Source organism: Streptococcus mitis NCTC 12261 (genome assembly GCF_000148585.2).
GTDB classification, from domain to species: domain Bacteria; phylum Bacillota; class Bacilli; order Lactobacillales; family Streptococcaceae; genus Streptococcus; species Streptococcus mitis.
Map to the genome: position 1 here is coordinate 1,550,234 of NZ_CP028414.1, position 19,928 is coordinate 1,570,161.

At 40.6% G+C, this 19,928-nt stretch carries 17 protein-coding genes and 1 pseudogene; 7 read left to right on the forward strand and 11 right to left on the reverse strand.

Annotated elements, in window-relative coordinates:
• Positions 1-66: 66 nt before the first annotated feature.
• Positions 67-2,025, reverse strand: coding sequence for a peptide ABC transporter substrate-binding protein (locus tag SM12261_RS07850; RefSeq protein ID WP_001093128.1), 1,959 nt, complete (start codon positions 2,023-2,025; stop codon positions 67-69).
• Positions 2,026-2,220: 195 nt separating this feature from the next.
• Complete coding sequence (locus tag SM12261_RS07855; RefSeq protein ID WP_001156785.1) at positions 2,221-3,828, reverse strand: glycoside hydrolase family 13 protein; 1,608 nt, start codon at positions 3,826-3,828, stop codon at positions 2,221-2,223.
• A gap of 152 nt (positions 3,829-3,980) precedes the next feature.
• On the opposite strand from SM12261_RS07855, the gene SM12261_RS07860 reads away from it, so the two are divergent.
• Positions 3,981-5,465, forward strand: coding sequence for a DUF1846 domain-containing protein (locus tag SM12261_RS07860; RefSeq protein WP_000743565.1), 1,485 nt, complete (start codon positions 3,981-3,983; stop codon positions 5,463-5,465).
• Positions 5,466-5,559: 94 nt separating this feature from the next.
• Positions 5,560-6,042 carry an S-ribosylhomocysteine lyase gene (locus tag SM12261_RS07865; protein WP_000032563.1) on the forward strand — a complete coding sequence of 161 codons (483 nt, stop codon included), beginning with the start codon at positions 5,560-5,562 and terminating at the stop codon, positions 6,040-6,042.
• A gap of 58 nt (positions 6,043-6,100) precedes the next feature.
• Here the strand turns inward: SM12261_RS07865 and SM12261_RS07870 are convergent, their stop codons facing one another.
• The 5 genes from SM12261_RS07870 to rsmH form a co-directional block, all read right to left on the reverse strand.
• Positions 6,101-8,206 carry an ATP-dependent Clp protease ATP-binding subunit gene (locus SM12261_RS07870; RefSeq protein ID WP_001063354.1) on the reverse strand — a complete coding sequence of 702 codons (2,106 nt, stop codon included), beginning with the start codon at positions 8,204-8,206 and terminating at the stop codon, positions 6,101-6,103.
• A 334-nt stretch (positions 8,207-8,540) separates the two neighbouring features.
• Positions 8,541-9,521 carry a phospho-N-acetylmuramoyl-pentapeptide-transferase gene (mraY, locus tag SM12261_RS07875; RefSeq protein ID WP_000470817.1) on the reverse strand — a complete coding sequence of 327 codons (981 nt, stop codon included), beginning with the start codon at positions 9,519-9,521 and terminating at the stop codon, positions 8,541-8,543.
• A gap of 1 nt (position 9,522) precedes the next feature.
• The gene (pbp2x, locus tag SM12261_RS07880) at positions 9,523-11,775 is read right to left on the reverse strand and encodes a penicillin-binding protein PBP2X (protein ID WP_000872180.1); all 2,253 of its coding nucleotides are present in this window, start codon (positions 11,773-11,775) and stop codon (positions 9,523-9,525) included.
• A 3-nt stretch (positions 11,776-11,778) separates the two neighbouring features.
• A complete protein-coding gene (gene ftsL / locus SM12261_RS07885; protein WP_000227824.1) occupies positions 11,779-12,096 on the reverse strand; it encodes a cell division protein FtsL in 318 nt (105 codons plus the stop codon).
• 9 nt (positions 12,097-12,105) lie between these two features.
• The gene (gene rsmH, locus SM12261_RS07890; RefSeq protein ID WP_000159416.1) at positions 12,106-13,056 is read right to left on the reverse strand and encodes a 16S rRNA (cytosine(1402)-N(4))-methyltransferase RsmH; all 951 of its coding nucleotides are present in this window, start codon (positions 13,054-13,056) and stop codon (positions 12,106-12,108) included.
• 166 nt (positions 13,057-13,222) lie between these two features.
• Here rsmH and SM12261_RS07895 point away from each other — a divergent pair, with 166 nt between their 5' ends.
• From SM12261_RS07895 to SM12261_RS07915, 5 genes are read left to right on the forward strand one after another with little or no spacing between them, the layout of a single operon-like run.
• Positions 13,223-13,417, forward strand: coding sequence for a helix-turn-helix transcriptional regulator (locus tag SM12261_RS07895; protein WP_001082470.1), 195 nt, complete (start codon positions 13,223-13,225; stop codon positions 13,415-13,417).
• Between the two features lie 15 nt (positions 13,418-13,432).
• The gene (locus SM12261_RS07900; protein WP_000712356.1) at positions 13,433-13,975 is read left to right on the forward strand and encodes a DUF3278 domain-containing protein; all 543 of its coding nucleotides are present in this window, start codon (positions 13,433-13,435) and stop codon (positions 13,973-13,975) included.
• Between the two features lie 10 nt (positions 13,976-13,985).
• On the forward strand, positions 13,986-14,312 hold the full coding sequence (locus SM12261_RS09635; protein WP_000839386.1) for a hypothetical protein: 327 nt from the start codon (positions 13,986-13,988) through the stop codon (positions 14,310-14,312).
• Positions 14,313-14,338: 26 nt separating this feature from the next.
• Positions 14,339-14,917: a DUF3278 domain-containing protein gene (locus SM12261_RS07910; RefSeq protein ID WP_000711239.1), complete on the forward strand. Its 579-nt coding sequence runs from the start codon at positions 14,339-14,341 to the stop codon at positions 14,915-14,917.
• Positions 14,914-15,390 (forward strand): glutathione peroxidase, encoded by a 477-nt coding sequence (locus SM12261_RS07915; RefSeq protein WP_000203040.1) that lies wholly within the window; start codon positions 14,914-14,916, stop codon positions 15,388-15,390. Before SM12261_RS07910 ends, SM12261_RS07915 begins: the two co-directional genes overlap by 4 nt.
• A gap of 72 nt (positions 15,391-15,462) precedes the next feature.
• On the opposite strand, the pseudogene SM12261_RS09640 reads toward SM12261_RS07915, so the two are convergent.
• The 4 genes and pseudogenes from SM12261_RS09640 to SM12261_RS07935 form a co-directional block, all read right to left on the reverse strand.
• Positions 15,463-15,674, reverse strand: a pseudogene (locus SM12261_RS09640) (hypothetical protein); the annotation flags it as partial.
• The gene (locus SM12261_RS07925; protein WP_000540282.1) at positions 15,671-17,086 is read right to left on the reverse strand and encodes a Y-family DNA polymerase; all 1,416 of its coding nucleotides are present in this window, start codon (positions 17,084-17,086) and stop codon (positions 15,671-15,673) included. The gene SM12261_RS07925 and the pseudogene SM12261_RS09640, both read right to left, overlap by 4 nt.
• A 3-nt stretch (positions 17,087-17,089) precedes the next feature.
• Complete coding sequence (locus SM12261_RS07930; protein ID WP_000284671.1) at positions 17,090-17,776, reverse strand: XRE family transcriptional regulator; 687 nt, start codon at positions 17,774-17,776, stop codon at positions 17,090-17,092.
• A gap of 368 nt (positions 17,777-18,144) precedes the next feature.
• Entirely contained in the window at positions 18,145-19,617 is a 1,473-nt protein-coding gene (locus SM12261_RS07935; RefSeq protein WP_000414834.1) for a peptide MFS transporter, read from the reverse strand.
• Positions 19,618-19,928 lie beyond the last annotated feature (311 nt).

Genomic DNA, 19,928 nt, shown 5'->3' on the forward strand with positions numbered 1-19,928 from the left:
AACAATTACATCAATAAATTTACTATATAAACATCAAAAAGGTCCCTTACGGAACCTCATTCATCTTTATTTAACATGATTTTCTGCTTCTTTTTGAGCTTTTTCGATTGCTTTTTTACTTTCTTGCTCCCATTTAGTCTTAGCTTCTTCATACTGTTTGGTTGTCACAGTATCTTTTTGCAGTTTCATGTACTTGTAGTTATTGCCATCACCCTTGATGCCGACCAGTGAATAGCCTCTTGTAAATGGCGTTACTTTGGTTACAGATGCTGTACCACCACTTGACATTGCTGACATAATCAGAGAATTGTCAATCATCCAAGCCTGTGCTTCAGCATATTTTTCATAGCGTTTGGCTACATCTTTATTTTCGCTATCTGCATCTTTGAGCATCTTGGTGTAAGTATCAAGTCCCAAGCTAGCAATCTTAGCTTTATCTTCTTGAGCATCTAGACCAAAAATCTTGAGGTAGAATCCATCCTCTGCATTGAAAGGATTAAGATAAGTTGACGGATCTTGGTAGTCACCTACCCAACCATCAAAGTTCAAATCATAGTCACGATCAGCTGGTGTTGGCGCTAAAAAGGCTACATTATTAAAATCATCCGTTGAAAGTTGTTGAACATCAATGACAATGTTATCAGCACCTAAAACCGACTCAAGGGTTTGCTTAACTGAGTTCATGCCTGTCACAGCATTTTTACTAGTCTGATCAACTGCAACATCCAAGTGAATTGGGAAAGTCACACCTTGACTTGCCAATTCTTTTTTAGCTTCCGCAAATTTTGCTTGGGCTTTTTCTTTGTTGAAATAGGCATCCTGAGCATCTGCCAAGTTAATATCTGACCATTCTGTGCCATAGTTGACCAATTTAGAAGCAACTACTTCTCCAAAGGTCTTGTCTCCAACTTGGACAAATGTAGGAGGCACTAGGGTGTTACGAAGAGTCTTGCTAGCTGCTTCTTCCCCGTTTGACTGAGCAGAATAGGCTGTGCGGTCCAGGGCAAAGTTCACCGCTTGGCGGAAGTTTTTGTTCAAGACAGCTGTCTCAGTTGACTTCTTCTGCTCATCTGTCGTTTTAGACGTATGGTTGTAAGCCTTACGGTTGACGTTGAAATTGAAATACCAAGAAGTCTTGTCCTGCAAGCTATAGACGATATTATCCTTATATTTCTCCTTGGTCTTAGCAAAGTTAGAACTATTTGGATAAACCCCAGCGATAGAATAAGCTCCACTTTCAAAGTTACGGATGGTCAATTCTTGGTCTGAACCATCAAAGTAAGCCAATTTTACGTGTTCAATTGATACTTTGTCATGATCATAGTAATGTGGGTTCTTCACATACTCGATCGATGATTTTGATGTGAAATCTTTTAACAAATAAGGTCCGCTGTAGAGAATACTATCTGGAGATAAGGTACCAAAATCTTTGCCTTTTGAATTTAGAAATTCTTCATTCACTGGGAAAAGGATACTATTGGTTGTTTTTGAGTTCCAGTAAGGTTCTGGGCGCGCCAAAGTATACTCAACAGTCTGGTCGTCAATTGCTTTCACTCCAACCTTAGAAAAGTCAGAATCCGCTCCTGTAATATAATCATTCAAGCCCTTGATCGAGTTTTGAATCAAGTCAATGGCCTGGGATTTATTATCCACTGCGTACTTGATACCTGTCACAAAATCCTGGGCCTTGACTGGGGCGTACTCTTCACCGTCAGCCGTGAACCATTTAGCATCTTTTCTTAATTTGTAGGTATAAGTCAGACCGTCGCTTGAAACAGACCAGTCCTCTGCCAAAGATGGAACTAGGTTTCCGTGGTTGTCATTTTCAAGCAAACCATCAACTAGGTTAGTAATGATAGCTGTATTATCAGCGTAGTAGTCTAACAAGTAGTTAAATGTAGTTGGATTTCCACTAAAGGTTGATGAGTAAGTTTTTGTATCTGAACCTGATTGTCCGCAAGCAGCTAAAAGCAAAGCAGCCGCAAAGGTCAGGCCTGCGCTAAGAACACGCTTTTTTGTATTCATCTTCTTTCTCCTTTATGTTAGTTTTTATAACATAAGTTTATTTTACCAAAATAGTGGGAATTTGTAAAGTTAATTGAATTTTGAGAATGAAAGTTTATAAACTTTAGTCATAAAAAAACAAAGGATTTCTGTCTTTCATACAGTCCTCCCTTGTTTTTATACGATTTCAATTTTAAATTTTTCTGTAAAAAATGTTTATAGTAATTCCACACAGAAAGCATCCCATGGAGCTAAGCTTTGTTTTTCAAAAACTTCCTGAGCCACGGTGTTTTCAATCAAAACCGATTTGACGTTTCCTTCTACGGTCAAGTCTTGCTCTTCATTGGACAAGTTAGCCAAAACTAGGAAGCGACGGTCACCGTCCTTACGGATATAGGCAAAGACCTTATCAACCGTATCAAGCAATTCAAAGTCAGCTCGAATCAACCAGCTATTCTCCTTACGGATTTGAACCAGTTTCTGATAGGTATAGAAAATAGAATCTGGATTTGTCAGCGCTTCTTGAACGTTGATTGCTTGATAGTTTGGATTCACTGCCAACCAAGGTTGACCTGTTGAGAAACCAGCGTTTTTGCTCTCGTCCCATTGCATAGGGGTACGGGCATTGTCACGTCCAATGACACGGATACTGTCCATGATTTCTTCCATCGGAACACTTTTTTCAAGAGCCTCACGCGCATAGTTGAGGGATTCAATATCTTCTACTTGGTCCAGTGTTTCAAACGGATAGTTGGTCATCCCAATCTCCTCACCTTGGTAGATATAAGGAGTCCCTCTCATGAGATGAAGCAAGATGGCAAAGGCTTTGGCAGATTTTTCGCGGTATTCTTGGTCATTTCCCCAGATTGAGACGATACGAGGGAGGTCATGATTGTTCCAGAAAAGCGAATTCCAGCCATCTTCAACTCCTAATTCTGTCTGCCATTTGTTGAAAATCTCTTTCAACTTAGCGATATTCAGCTCTTTTTGATAGTGCCATTTAGGCTGACCTTCCTGATACTGAAGACAGATATGCTCAAACTGGAAGACCATAGACAATTCTTGGCCCTTTGGATCAGAGTAAAGCTTAGCAATCTCTGGAGTTGCTCCCCAGGTTTCCCCTACTGTCAAGAGATCCTGATCTCCAAAGGTCGCTTGATTCATCTCCTTGAGATAAGGATGGAGCATAGGACCATTATTAACCACCTTCTCGTCAGGAATTTTCCCAATCATGTCAATGACATCCATACGGAAACCACCAATGCCTTTATCAATCCAAAAGTTCATCATCTCATAAATTTTCTGACGAAGTTTTTCATTTTCCCAGTTGAGATCCGGCTGTTTCTTACTGAAAAAGTGGAGATAGTACTGACCCGACTTTTCATCATATTCCCAAGCAGAACCACTAAAGATAGAATCTAAATCGTTAGGTTCATCCCGCCAGATATAGTAGTCTCGCTCAGGGCTATCAGGATTTTCACAGGCCTCGACAAACCAAGCATGTTCATCTGAGGTATGATTGACCACCAAGTCCATGATGATACGAATATCACGCTTCTTAGCTTCCGCAATCAGTTGGTCCATATCCTCCATGGTTCCGAAAATAGCTGCAATCGCTTGATAATCAGCAATATCATAGCCATTATCATCCATGGGACTGTCATAAACAGGAGAAAGCCAAATCGCTGTGATTCCTAACTTAGCTAGATAGTCTAACTTACTGGTAATACCTGGCAAATCGCCAATTCCATCTCCGTTGCTATCCATAAAGCTCTTAGGATAAACTTGATAGACTACGGCATTGTGCCACCATTTTTCTTGCATCTTCTTACCTCATTATTTTAATAATCTACAGTCTATGATAGCGCTTTTCAGATTTTTATGCAAGCGTTTGCCTAATCTTTTTGATTCCTTTTTTAACTCCATAGTTTCCTAACTTCCATTTTTTTATTATAATAGAGGTCAGAGGTAAAAAAATGAAAAAACAAGCTTTTAGTTCTGAACAATATTTGAATCTACAGCGCGACCACATTTTGGAGCGCATTAACCAATTTGACGGCAAGCTCTACTTGGAGTTTGGTGGCAAAATGTTAGAAGATTTTCACGCTGCTCGTGTTCTTCCTGGTTATGAGCCTGACAACAAAATCAAGCTCTTGCAAGAATTGAAAGAGCAAGTCGAGGTTGTAATTGCCATTAATGCTAACAACATCGAACATTCCAAAGCACGTGGTGACTTGGGCATTTCTTATGACCAAGAAGTTCTTCGTTTGATTGACAAATTCAATGAACTGGGAATTTTTGTTGGCTCCGTTGTCATCACACAGTACGCTGGCCAACCAGCTGCAGATGCCTTCCGCAACCAACTTGAGAAAAACGGAATTGATTCTTATCTTCACTATCCAATCAAAGGATATCCAACGGATATGGATCACATCATTTCTCCAGAAGGCATGGGAAAAAATGACTACATCAAAACCAGTCGCAACTTGATCGTCGTAACTGCTCCTGGACCTGGTTCTGGAAAATTGGCAACCTGTATGTCCAATATGTACCACGACCAAATCAATGGTATCAAGTCTGGTTACGCTAAATTTGAAACCTTTCCAGTTTGGAATCTTCCCCTTCATCACCCAGTCAATTTGGCCTACGAGGCTGCCACAGCTGACCTTGATGATGTCAACATGATTGACCCCTTCCATCTCCAAACCTACGGAGAAACCACTGTCAACTACAACCGTGATATCGAGATTTTCCCAGTGCTCAAGCGCATGTTAGAACGTATCCTTGGTAAATCTCCATACGCTTCTCCGACAGATATGGGTGTCAACATGGTTGGTTTCGCTATTACAGATGATGAAGCTGCTGTCGAAGCTTCTAAACAAGAAATCATCCGCCGCTACTATCAAACTGTTCTTGATTTTAAAGCCGAAAAAGTTGGTGAAGCAGCTGTCAAGAAAATCGAGTTGCTTATGAATGACCTCGGTATCACACCAGCAGACCGTAAGGTTGCTGTTGCTGCACGTCAAAAAGCAGAAGAAACTGGTGGACCAGCCCTAGCCCTTGAATTGCCAAGCGGAGAAATTGTCACAGGTAAGAACTCAGAGCTCTTTGGCCCTACAGCCGCTGCTCTTATCAACGCTATCAAGAAATCAGCTGACATCGCTAAAGAAGTAAAACTAATCGAACCTGAAGTTGTTAAGCCAATCCAAGGTCTTAAAATCGATCATCTCGGTAGCCGCAATCCACGCCTTCATTCAAATGAAATCCTGATTGCACTTGCTATCACAGCTACAGAAAATCCTGATGCTGCTCGTGCTATGGAAGAACTTGGCAACCTCAAAGGAAGCGAAGCCCACTCAACCATCATCTTAACCGATGAAGACAAGAATGTCCTTCGCAAATTGGGTATCAATGTAACCTTTGACCCTTACTACCAATACGACCGCTTGTATCGTAAATAAAGATTTCAACCTCTCCAGCCTCGGAGAGGTTTTCTCTCTGTCTCAAGAGCTGGCTTTATGTTATAATGAAATTAGAAAACTGAAAGGATTTACCATGTCAAAAGAAGTTATTGTTGAAAGTTTTGAACTTGACCACACCATTGTTAAAGCACCCTATGTTCGCTTGATCGGGGAAGAAACAGGGCCAAAGGGAGATGTCATCTCCAATTATGATATTCGTTTAGTGCAACCAAACGAAGACTCTATCCCTACCGCTGGCCTTCACACTATTGAGCACCTCTTAGCCAAGCTCATCCGTACCCGCATCGACGGCATGATTGACTGTTCACCATTTGGTTGCCGCACAGGCTTCCATATGATTATGTGGGGGCGCCACACCAGTGCTGAAATCGCGGCCGTCATCAAGGATTCGCTCAAGGAAATCGCTGAGACTACTACTTGGGAAGACGTCCCTGGAACAACCATCGAATCTTGCGGTAACTACAAGGATCACAGCCTCTTTTCAGCTAAAGAATGGGCAAAATTGATTCTCCAACAAGGAATCTCTGACGATGCCTTTGAACGTCATGTCATCTAATAATAAAAAAGAAACCAGCTTTTGAACTGGTTCCTTTTTTTATTTTCAAAATCTTGATTTAGGCTTTTTCACGAATGACCAAAACACCATCTTCCATGTCAGCTTCTAGGTGCTTAGCATCAAGGTTATCCAAGTGGAAGTCTGTGACTTTGTCACGGATTTGTTGTTCAACCACACGACGGAGTGGACGAACACCCATGATTTCATCGTAGCCTTCCTCAGTCATGTATTCTTTAGCAGCTTCGCTCACTGCCAAGTCAATGTCTTTCTTAGAAAGCGTCTTGTTAACTTCAACCAACATAAGGTCTACAATCTTAGAAAGATCTTCTTTGCTCAAGTGTGAGAATTCGATGACAGCATTGAAACGGTTAAGGAATTCTGGACGGAAGTAAGGTTTCAAACGATCCATCAATTCTGGTTTGTCCGCATCTTCTGTCAAGTTGGCTTCATAGCCAAATCCAGCATTTGAGGTCGCAATAATGACAGTGTTCTTGAAGTTTACTGTATTTCCTTGACCATCTGTCAAACGACCATCATCCAAAACTTGAAGGAGAAGGGTGATGACTTGAGGGTCAGCCTTTTCAATTTCGTCGAGAAGGACGATTGAGTATGGATTGCGACGGACGCGTTCTGTCAAGGTATTGTTGTTGTCATCGTAACCAACATAACCTGCAGTTGTACCAATCAATTTAGATACGGCTGTGCGGTCGCTGTATTCTGACATGTCCAAACGGATGATAGCATCTTTCGTTCCGAACATATCTAGAGCCAATTGTTTAGCCAACTCAGTCTTACCAACACCAGTAGGACCTACAAAGAGGAAGCTACCGATTGGACGGTTACCTTCATCAAAACCAGCACGGTTACGACGGATAGCTTTTGCTACTGCTTCAACGGCCTTATCTTGACCAATAACTTTCGTCTGCAAACGATGACCCATATCTTTCAAACGTTCGATGTCCGTAGCCCCCATTTGAGATACTGGAATACCGGTCATTCGTTCTACAGATTCAGCCACATCGTTGACACTTGCAGTCACTTTCATATCTTCTGTATGGTTTTCGATTTTCTTTTCCAATTCTGCAATGCGTGTTTTATAGTTTAGAGCTGCTTCAAAATCTTCTGCCTCAACTGCTTTTTCTTGCTTGTCTTTTTCTGCCTCAATTTCACGTTCAACAGCATGAACATCTGTTACTGGATGCTGAGCTGCCAAGTGAGCTGCCGTTACATCGACAAGGTCGATAGCCTTATCTGGCAAGCTACGTTGAGGAATATACTGAACAGAATAATCAACGGCAGCTTTTAAGACTTCATCTGGCAAAATAACATTGTGGTGTTGTTGATAGAGATCACGAATTCCTTGAAGGATTTTAAAAGTATCCTCTGCTGAAGGAGCATTAACCTTCACTTCGTTGAAACGACGAGCAAGGGCTGCATTTTTCAAGATAGTATTACGGTATTCATCTTGAGTAGTTGCGCCAATCACTGTCAATTCTCCACGTGAAAGAGCTGGTTTCAAGATATCAGCAAGACCTTTAGACCCTTGACCATCACCTGTGCTACCAGCCCCAAGAATTTGGTGAATTTCGTCGAAGAAAAGGATAATATTTCCAGCTTCTTTGACTTCGTTTACCAAGTTTTGAATGTTTTCTTCAAAGCTACCACGGTATTGAGTACCAGCTTCAAGTCCAGAAATATCAATAGAAATGATCTCTTTGTTCTTGATTGCTGCAGGAACGTCACCGTTCACGATAGCTTGGGCCAATCCTTCTACTACTGCAGTTTTACCAACACCAGCATCACCGACGAGAACTGGATTATTCTTTGTGCGACGAGAAAGAATTTCAGAAGTTTCTTGGATTTCTTTATTACGTCCAATAACCGGATCTAACTTACCTTCACGTGCTTCTGCAGTCAAGTTTCGACCTAGTTTTGCAAGGACACCGTCTTGTTTCATACCTGAAGACTGTTGTTTCATTTGTCCATCAGCTTCTGCATTTCCTGGCAATTGACCAGTTGCACGATAGTGAGCGAACTCTTCAGGCGTTACTTCACGGCCGTTAATCAAGTAACGACGGTTTTCTGAACTATATCCACGCATACCACCCATCAATTGGTTAAATAAATCATCCATGTTGTTAAAATTATTAAAGTTGTTGTTCATATTCTTTACCTCTTTTTGTTATTTATTATTACTGATATTGACTATCTTTGACTTTTTCTTTAAAAAATTTAGACTAGCTAAATCGCTACTCTACGTACTATTTCTGGTTTTTCTTTTTCAAGCAGGAGTAGACTATCTTTACTTCTAAAGATTTCTAGATTAAACATAGACCCCACCTCTTTCTATTTTACTTTAAATAAGTGTTCTAGTAAGGCTTTCATTTACCTTACGTTCATAATATACTACATTAGTCAAAAAAGGTCAAGGAATTTGACTTTAATTGACCAATATTTTTTAAAAAGCAAAAACACCCTGAAACATCAGGGTGCCATTCTTACATCAAATACAAAATTGCTAGGGTCAGGAGACTTGCTAGAAGCCCCACTCCCCAAAAGAAGAAGTCAACCTTCCACTCGCTCCAAGGATTTCCTTTACCAGACAATCCTCCAAGTTCAAAATGGTGATGCACAGGCGTCATACGGAAAATACGTTTTCCACCAGTCATTTTGAAATAGCCGACTTGCATCATGACCGAAGTTGTTTCAAAGACATAAATAATTCCGATAATCAAGAGAGTCCATTCTTGGTGGAGAGCCATTGAAATAGCTGCCAGCATTCCACCGAGAGCCAAACTTCCCACATCTCCCATAAAGACCTTAGCAGGCTTATGGTTAAAGACAAAGAAACCAAGCAAACCACCAATCATGGCAAGAATCACTAGAAGGATATCCATCTGACCTTGCACATAGGCAATAACTCCATAGGCAGACAAACTAATCACAACGGAAATGCTAGCTAAACCGTCAATACCGTCTGTCAAGTTTACTGCGTTTGAAAAACCGACTAGCCAGAAAAGAGCGAAGACAATATAGAAAATCCCTAGATGCACTTGGTAGCCAAAGACAGAAAGCATATCGCCACCACGCTCATAGAAAAGGTAGAAAATGACACCACCTAGAAGCTGAAGAGCCAATTTCTGCTTGGGATTTAGCCCCTCATTGATTTTTCGGAAGACCTTGAGAAAGTCGTCCAAAAATCCGATTAAACCATAAAGAACCAAGATAAATAAAATCATACCAACATTATTGCTGAGTTGATTACTAAATAGGGCGAAAAAGAAAGCAACTAAAACAGAAGCAATTAAGAAAACCAAACCTCCCATGGTAGGAGTCCCAGCTTTTGCCTGGTGCTGTTTGACATCCTCATGCATCTGCTGGCCTGTAATTTGCGCCTTTCTATAAAATTGGATAAAGGCCGGAATTCCTACTAAAGTTAGTAAAAATGTCACAATTCCAGCACTGATAGAAATAAACATATTAGTCTCCTAAAGTTAATTTAATTTTTTTAATGTTTTTGATAGCTGTATTAGTCCGAACATCTTGCTTCTGAACGACGGAACCTGAACCTTCAAATTCCAGTTCAATATCCAACCATTTAGCAAAGGTCTCAGCAGTCTCTTTTTTCCAGCCATACATGTCTGGAATTTCTTCTACCTTATCCGATAAAAGGAGAACTTGTTGGTTTGGTGCAAGATTGGTCCCTTCTTCTACAGAAGTCTCTTTAATCTTTGTTCCAGTACCTACAACGATTGGTTGCACAATATTTCGGCGTAAGGCTTCCGCCAAATCACCGGGTGAAATATCCTTGATGCTAGGCATTGCATAAGAAGACTCTGTAGTCACTTGATCTAAATTCTTAGCTGGAGATTGAAGATTGAGAGATTCTTTCATAGCTGAAGCTCGCTCCAAGATAGGATTAGCAAATTCTCCCAATTGGATACCTGAATAATGTTCAGGTTGTTGAACCGTTACATACAAGATAAAATCAGGATTTTCAGCAGGGTTCATAGCCACAACCGAGAAAATGTAGTTGGTAGAACCAACCAAGTAGCCTCCATTTTTCTCGTCAGCGATTTGAGCCGTACCAGACTTGAGGGCTACATTTTGACCTGGAACATTGACAGTTGCTTTTCCTGTACTATGATTGTACATAGTTCCATATCTAGGATCCGTTCCTACCAAGACCATGTGAGTACGGGTTTGGCTAGCTGCATCTTTCGAAACGGGATTTCCTACGATTTCTTTTTGAGATTTACGAACGGTTTGATCATTTGGATCATACAAGGCCGTAATAAATTTAGGCTCTAGCATGACGCCATCATTGGCAATGGCTGTAAAGGCACGAATCATTTGCGTCTGAGTTACTGAAATCCCTTGTCCAAATGAACTCTGAGCAATATTAACAATATTGTCAGCTGGAAGTTGGCCTGCATATTCATCTGTCAAACCAAAACGAGTTGGAACCCCAAATTTAAAGCGGTTTAGATAATCCAACCACGTAGCATCACCCATTTTCTGCTCAAGAAGGGTCATCCCAATATTACTTGAGTGAGCAAACCCTTGAGAAAATGTCATCATACCACCACCGGTCAAACCTTCATTAACGTCCCAATCTCGAATTGTCGCATCCGCTATTTTTAATTCACTGCTATTGAAGTATTCTCCACCTGGGAAGGTATTGTTGTCAATAGAAGAAGCTAACGTCATGACCTTCATGGTTGATCCTGGTTCGTAGTTACTTTGATAAAGAATATCACGCCAAACAAAGTCCTCAGTGATTCCTTCTTTAGTATCTGCATTAAAGGTAGGTCGTTGGGTGGTAGCGAGGATTTCACCGGTCTTGGCACTGACCAAGGTCGCGGTCATATACTTACCTTTTACTTTTTGTAGAAAGGCATCCATCTGAGTTTCCATGAAAGATTGGAGCGGGCTAGACAATGTTGTATAAACATCCTTACCATCCACAGTTTGTTGCGACACCTGTTCTGTACCTGGTACGATATTTCCTACACGGTCTTTTTCATAGGTAATAATTCCGTCTGTCCCAGCAAGAATGGTATTTAACGAACTCTCCAGACCAGAAGTTCCTAATAAACTCTTACTGCCGTCCTCATTTTCATGGAGTTGGGCTAAACCAATAAAACTAGAAGCAAATTGTCCATTTGGGTAGCTTCTATTAGGGCTAGTTGTAAAGTCAATCCCTTCCACACTAGCATCTTTCAAATCTTTTTTAATAGCCATCATATTGGCATAGGTAATCCCATTTCCTTTTGCTCCAAAGGAAACTTGGGTCAGATTTGGTTGAGCTAGTTGCTCTTTCACATAAGCTTCATCCATATCCAAATACTTATGGAAGACTTCAGCTACCTTATTAAACTGCGAATCCTCTACATAAAGAATTTTACCCGTTGCTGACTTGTATTTTTTATCAATAACAGCATAGACGTTATAAGAGGTCGCATCTTCAGCGATAGGCACTCCATTTCGGTCATAGATCGTCCCGCGTTTGGCAGGTACTGTTCGAGTGGTTTGGTGAACCTTTTTAGCCTCTTTTACCAAGTCAGTACCAAATATATTACCTTTTGCGATAATATACGCAAAATTGGCCAAAAAGAGGGCGAAAAGGGCAACAGCTACAAAGCTGAGGTACTTACCAACTATCCTACGGTTTTTTGCTGGAGATTTACGATTTTTTATCGCAAATCGGGTTATTTTTTCTGTCCATTTCATATCTTACTCCGCTGTTCGGATATTTTCATTATTCAATTTCAAATCTTTTTTATCTGCAATCTCTTTCAAGCGCTCTGAACGAATCAATTCATTCACTTCCTGCTTAGCATCATCGAGCTCTGTCTTCTTTTCCTCTATCTGCGCATTGATTTTTGTTAAATCACTTTGCACTTGCAAGAGTCGTGTCTGCATAAAGATGATGCTCACTGCTAAAACGAGAGCCGTAAAAGCGATGGAAAGATAAAAAGCCTTCTCCACACGTGAGAATTTTTTTATACGATTCTGCAAGAATTGACTGGTTGTTTCTTTCTTATCTACCATTTTTCCCTCTTACTTGTGAATTTTTCTGGCCACGCGCAACTTGGCTGAATGCGAACGGTTATTGGCTTCTAACTCCTCTGCACTTGGCAAGATTGGCTTACGGGATACCAATTCCATCTTGGGCTTGAGATCATCTGGGATGAAAGGTAAACCTTTGGGAACTTCAACCGTTGAAGCCTCCTTGAACAATTGCTTGGTCAAGCGGTCTTCTAGTGAATGGAAGGTAATCACTGAGATTCTACCATCTAGAGCCAACATATCCATAGCCTGCTGGATGGACTCATCTGCTGCTCCCAGTTCATCATTGACTTCAATTCGAATAGCCTGGAAAATCTGCTTGGCAGGATGCCCCTTCTTCTTGAGCTCCTTGGCAGGTTTGGCAGACTTGATAATTTCTGCTAACTCAGTCGTTGTCTCGATTGGCTTGACTTCACGTGCTTGTTCGATCTTACGCGCAATCTGTTTAGAGAATTTATCCTCACCATACTTGAAGAAAATACGAACCAAGTCATGATAGTCATAGTGGTTCACCACTTCATAGGCTGTCAGACTAGCTTCCTGATTCATCCGCATGTCCAGGGGCGCATCCTTTTTATAAGAAAAACCACGCTCACGCTGGTCCAATTGAGGACTAGACACTCCCAAGTCATAACAAATTCCATCAATTTCCTGAACACCAGCTTCGCGCAAACGTGCCTGTAAATGACGGAAGTTATCCTTTATAAAAGTCACCATCCCTTTTTCGATATAGGGTGCCAAACGTTTTTGCGCATTGTCAATGGCATTCTGGTCCTGGTCAAAGGCATAGAGATGGCCTTTTTCACTTAATTTACTTAATAAATATTCGCTATGGCCCGCTCCACCCAAAGTCGCATCAACGTAGATACCGTCAGGCTTTACGTCGAGCATATCAATCGTTTCATGAAGTAAGACCGTTACATGATGAAATTCTTTTGTCATATCCTATCTATTTTACCATAAATCCGACCAGCTTGCACTAGTCAGACAAATAGGGCAAAAACAAGTAAGATTTCTTTAAGAAATATGTCAAATATGCTTGACATCTATTTCTTAGAAGAATATAATATAGTCAAATATATACGACACAAATCAGAAAGGAGAACAAATGAATCGTGTGAAAGAATTTCGCAAGGAACTGGGCATTTCCCAGCTCGAACTCGCCAAGGATATCGGCGTCTCGAGACAGACCATCAACATGATTGAAAACGACAAGTATAATCCAACTCTGGAACTCTGTCTCAATCTCGCCCGAAGCCTCCAAACTGACCTCAACAGTCTCTTTTGGGAGGATGATTTTTAAAAAAGGAGCCAACTCATGAAAAAAGAAACCTTCACTGAAAAACTGATCAAACGCACATACGGTATTTCTGGTCCCCTTGACGAATACAAACGGCATGAGGCCGATCGTATTGGGAACCAAGTCTTTATCATCCTCTTTTATCTGATGATTTTCGGAAATCTTATTCCACTCCTTCTGGCCTATAAATACCCTCAAGAAGTGGCTCTAATCTATCCTCCTCTGATTCTAGTGATTGCCCTCATCGCTGCTGGCTATGTCACCTACCAAATGAAAAAAACAGGGATTACAGCTATTGATCCAGATATGCTGAATGAGAAAGAAAGCAAGCAACTATACTACCCAGGTCTTAAAGCAGGTTTGTTCTTTGGTCTATGGATGTTTTTTATAACTCCTCTTCTCAGTATACTCATAGGTGAAAGTCCGGACTATTTTAATTCTCTTCTCACTATAAGAAATGGTGTATCAAGCATTCTCGGTTCTATCTTCTTCGGAGCAAGCATACAGTTCCTCATTTCCCGTCGCATTGCAAAAACTAAAAAAGAGCAAGATGAGGATTAGGAGGTGCCCTATGAAATCACTAGTAACTTTACTTACCTATCATCTTTTGTTCAGTTCTCTGCTCATCTTCATCATCGTTTCAGGGAACTTGCCAATCAGAGAGATATTCCTCGTGCTAGTCTTTTTTCCAGGACTTAATAAAGGACTAACTTATCTAAAGATTAACTCCCCAAAAACACGCATACTCAACTTAGCACTATACTTTATAATTCTATCTTTTCCACAACTGATGCTCGTCTCAGGCAATTGGAATTATTATTTACTGCTCACTATCGCTATCCTTTCTTCTATTACTTATCTTTATTATCTCTATCAATTCGTAAAAGAAACAAAATAGCATCGTTCATTTAGGAGAAATCACCCATGAAAAAAGAAGACTTAACAACTCGCCTACTTCGAAATTTCTTTCATATCCAAGGGCCTTTTGATGAATGCCGTCAAGAGGTTATCTACAAGGCTTGCGCCCGTTCCATGATCCAAATCTTTTACTCTTCCTTCATTCTCTTCCTATTCTATATTTTGTTCGGAAGCTTTATAGAAATTGTTCGAAATGTTATGCCCTACATCTATTTTGGACTCATTTTGTTCATGAGTATAAAAGCTCAAAAAGCCGTCCAAGAGCTTCATCTTGAAAAGGATGACAAATCAGAAATCATCCTCAAAACCTACAGCAAAGCCCAAATCAAATTCCGAAGCTGGATTGTGTTTATCAGTATTCAGATTGGCTTCTTTACCTTACTCATCTTTCATAAAGTCTTCGTTCAGCAGATGTCCCTTTCAGATTTTGTGAAATTGCTCATGCAATTCGATAAAAGTGTTCCTTTCCTGATGTATGGCCTGATTATCGGAAGCATTTTTGGAACCCTGACCTACGGATTTCTATCACTACAGGAGGAGAAAACTCCTAAAAATACCAAACAGAAGGAGAAAAGCAAGCAATGACTTCACTATACGATTTTTCAGTCTTGAACCAAGACAAGCAAGAAACTCTACTAGATGCCTATCGTGGTAAGGTTATTTTGGTTGTCAACACTGCTACTGGATGTGGTTTAACGCTCCAGTACCAAGGACTTCAAGAACTCTATGATCGCTATCAAGACCAAGGTTTTGAGATTTTAGACTTCCCTTGCAATCAGTTTATGGGACAAGCACCAGGTAGCGCAGAGGAAATCAACGCCTTCTGTAGCCTACATTACCAGACCAGCTTCCCACGTTTTGCCAAGATCAAGGTCAACGGCAAGGAAACAGATCCCCTCTATGTCTGGTTGAAAGACCAGAAATCTGGTCCACTAGGAAAACGAATCGAATGGAATTTCGCTAAATTTCTCATCAGTCGTGATGGGCAGGTTTTTGAACGCTTCTCTTCAAAAACAGACCCAAAACAAATTGAAGAGGCCATACAAAAATTACTATAATTCACAATCTCACTATGATTAGGTTTCCTTTAGCCTAATGAATAGTGAGATTTTTTGATGGGCTTTGACTTAAATAGAAAAACTTCCCTTAAGTTGGCCAACATAAAGCTGAGAAAGTAAATGTAGTTTCTCAACTGGGTCCAAATCTATCGAAAAATCAACACGATTTTTTCTTCACTAAGCGAACTGGTGTGTTCTGAAAGGTAAAATCCCATCCATTTCTGCATACCTGGATTTTGATAATCTCGCGCAGATTGAAAAGGTGAATAAGAACAATAAATCATTGTAATCCATCTAATCCTCCAGCAGAATGTCCCCCAATCAGCTTACTTCTGGCAAGGCTCCTAGAGCCTTCTTCCAGTGCATTGGCTCTTAAAAGAGAAGTGAAACCAAATTGTTCCCGAATGGAGTCAATGGCCGTCTGGAGCCTTTCTTCTATTTCTAACTTATCAACATCATCAAAAAGGGAAATCAAACCAAAGGACTCGTCTACAAAGCCTGAATAGTTAACTCCGACACTTCTGACCGCTCCAGAAGTGTATTTGTTATGAAATAGCTTCAAAACATAACCCGTTAAGACAGCTGTATTATTGGTCGGTTCGACCTTCATTTGTGTGTGAATAGACGACCTGACCTCCTGTTTCGAGAAACCGACATAGATAGAGACAAGGGTTGTTTTCTTACCAGACCTTCTCAATCTAATAGCTACCTGCTCCGCCATTTCTCGGATAATAATTTCAATATCCCGTAGCTTCACGTAGTCTCTCGGCAAGATTTGAGAATTCCCCAAGCCCTTGGATTTGGCTTTATAGGGCTTATGAACATTGCTCTCATCAATCCCGTTAGCATGAAACCACAAACGCAGACCAGCCTGACCCAGAGCTTTCTTTAGCTGGTCTGGATTGCTGGTTGCCAATTCCTTGATGGAAAAAATCCCCAGAGCATGCAAGCGTTTCTCCATCCGCCTGCCAATTCCCCAAAAGTCGGTCATCTTGGGAATGGACCAGACCTTCTCTTCCACATCCTGGTAAGACCAGTTGGCCCTCATGGTCGGAGTGTGCTTGGCTTCATTATCCAGAGCCAACTTGGCCAGTAAGGGATTGGCATTTGACATACCTACTGTAGAGTAGATCCCTGTCTGCCTCCAAATATCCCTCTGAATACGAGCAGAAAGCATATCCAGCTTGTCTTTGCGAGAGAGACTCTTATCTGGGATAAAATAGTTGAGCGAACTAGTCAGGTCAATAAAGCCCTCATCGATAGAGTAAGGATAAATATCATCTGGACTGCCATAGTTTTGAAAGATTCGCTGGATTTCCATATTGACTGCAATGTACTCGTCCATTCGAGGAGGGACAATCAAGGTCACTTGAGCCCAATCTTCGATGTAGCGAACATAGTCCGAGTCAGTCGGTAGCCCTTGCTTTCGAGCATTGTAATAGGAAAATTTTCGCGTTTTGATATCAAAAGGCAAATCATAGGCCCGACCAACATTTGACTGGCCAAAAATCTTCTTAAACATGGGAGAGGAGGCTAGGATAAGACCAGTTGAATTATCCGCGCGACTCATGACACAAAGCGAGGTTTTCAGCGGATGCAATCCTCTTTTCACACACTCAACACTGGCATAAAAGGATTTCATATCGACAAAGGCAATGTCACTTTTGGGCTCTCTGGAATAATCAAAGTAGCCCATTGGCTAGCCCTCCATCGGCACAAAGTTCCCAACGATAATCCCCACAATCCGAGGATCTTCCTCATAGGAGATGAAAATATCCTTGTATTTAGGATTGATAGAGACCAGACGCAATCCATTCTCCTCTCGATAGACCCGTTTGATATAGGTCTGGTTGTTGCAAACCACTGCATAAACCGCCCCGTCATAGTCAAATCCTGTCTCTCGAATCAGAGCTACTGAACCATTTTGGTATTTAGGTTCCATGGAGTCCCCAGACACCCATGACGCAAAATCATGAGCCAACTCCTCATTAAAGTAAACCGTATCAAAATTCTGATCATCGTAGACCGAAGCCCCAATCCCTGCTGACATGCGTTCATAAACACGGTACTCGTAGAGGCGCTCTGGCATAGCTGTCACTTTGTGGGCTTGCTCCTCTTGAGATAGGTTGCGAGCATAGAGAACAACCTTCTCCTGCCCTTGCTTGGAGAGGCTATGGTAGAGACGGACAATCTCGATCTGAGTAAAATATCCTTTTGGCACTTTTAAAATATTCTCTAGCTGAAACACCTTCTCCTTAGACGGTTCTTTGATTCCACGTTCCCAAGCTGAGTAAGCTTGGAAACTAATCCCAAGTTGCTCTGCAATTTCCTTCTGTGTCAGTTTTAACTCTTTCCTCCGAGCCTTTAATTTTTCTGGCTGATACATACTTCACCTCCTAGTATAGAACCTTATCTTAAATGATTTTCCTTAGAAAAGCTAATCTTTAGTTGAGTCACTTTTAAAACTCAACCAATTTGGTTTAGTTTTATTATATAAAAAAAGTAGACAAATGTCCACTAGGAAAAGCAGAAACATCGTGAGTTTTATACTCAATGAAAATCAAAGAGCAAACTAGGAAACTAGCCGCAGGCTGTACTTGAGTACGGCAAGGCGACGTTGACGCGGTTTGAATTTGATTTTCGAAGAGTATTAATCAAACTAAAAGGACCTAGCCCTATACAATACAGAACTAAATCCTTTGAATAAATAATTGATCTAACTTTTAAAATTCCTACAGAAATTCCAGTTTTTCTCTATTTGATACCAGACATTAGTTTTTCAATACGTGGAACGTAGAAGAGTAAGATAATACCGAATACAATCGTAATTCCTCCAACAATTCCATAGTAAGCCACTTCAGTTTCGCTTGTATAAAATTTTACAATTTGAGCATTGATAGCTTGGGCAGCTGCATTACTCAAGAACCAGATAGACATCATTTGTGCTTGGAAGGATTTTGGTGCTAACTTAGTAGTGACTGATAGACCAATCGGCGAAATCAGCATTTCCCCTACAATCACAATAGCCCAACTCATAATCAACCAGAGAGGACTGACCTTAACATCTGTCCCAAAGAGCATCCCTGGTAACATCATCCACAAGAAGGATAAACCTGCAGCAAATAAACCGTAAGCAAATTTCTTAGCAGAGGATGGTTGCTTTTTACCCATTTTCCCCCACAACCACGCAAAAATCGGCACATAAATCATAATGAAAAGGGGATTGATACTTTGGAAAAAGCTAGATGGAAAATGAATCTGATTCCCAAATACATTAAAGTAAAGTTGAGTTTGATCATCCGCAAATAGAGCGAGAACAACAGAACCCTGTTCCTCAATAGACCAGAAGAGTACTCCAGCGATAAATAGAGGAATGTAGGCAAATACTCGGGATCTCTCAGTGGCAGTTATTTTCTGACTAGATAAAATCTTAAAGAAATAGTAGATTGGAATAATTACAGCAATCACTGTAAAGATATTAACAATCATATCCACATTAAACTGGTGAGTAAAGACTAAACCTATAACCACGAGAATAACTACGACAAGTGTAATCAGCAAGCGTTTAATCAAGGTCTGCTGGTCCTTCTGTGAAAGTGGATCAGTGGGGTAAAGACTTGATTCAGGCAGATATTTCTTCCCATCCAAAACATACTTCACCAAACCAAAGAACATCCCAATGGCAGCTAATGAGAAACCTAGATGGAAATTGACTTCCTGACCTAGATAACCTACTAAATAAGGGGCAACGAAGGCACCTAAGTTAATACCAAAGACAAAGATACTAAAACCTGCATCCCGTCTATCATCCTCTTTCTCATAAATTCCCCCAACCATATCTGAGATATTGGGTTTTAAAAATCCAGTACCAAAGATAATCAAGGCAATAGAAAGATAGAGAGCCACTTGTCCAAAAGGTGTTGCTAAAGCAATATGCCCTAGCATAATCAAAATCCCACCGTAAAAGACAGTCTTACGACTTCCTAAAATACGGTCACTGACAAAACCACCGATAACCGAGGACAAAAATACCAGCGAGCCATAAATCGCCATAACCGATGCAGCTGTGGTCTTATCCATTCCCAATCCACCATCTTGCACACTATAGTACATATAGTAAAGTAGGATAGCTCGCATCCCATAGTAAGAAAAGCGTTCCCACATTTCTGTAAAGAAGAGGGTGGACAAGCCCATAGGATGTCCAAAAAATGTTTTCTGTTTTTCCATATATATTCTCCTTTAACGATATAATAATTCATTTTACAGAATTTTCAAATAAATGTCAAACAAATCCTGTTTGTTTTAGAAAATTTTCTGAAAAAATCTAACGTCTCATACTTAATTCCACCATAAATTTCAGACTAACTTCCACTTCGGTCAGACAAGTGGAAGTTACGTTGAAAAATCTCCTTTAAAAATTTGCTCTTGTTTAGTTTAAAAATATTTCAAACCTTGAAACATACTTATCCTTTCCTCTTCAGTAAACAAAAATCCCTATGCCAAACTTGTAGTTACTACAATACAAGCCAATAAGCATA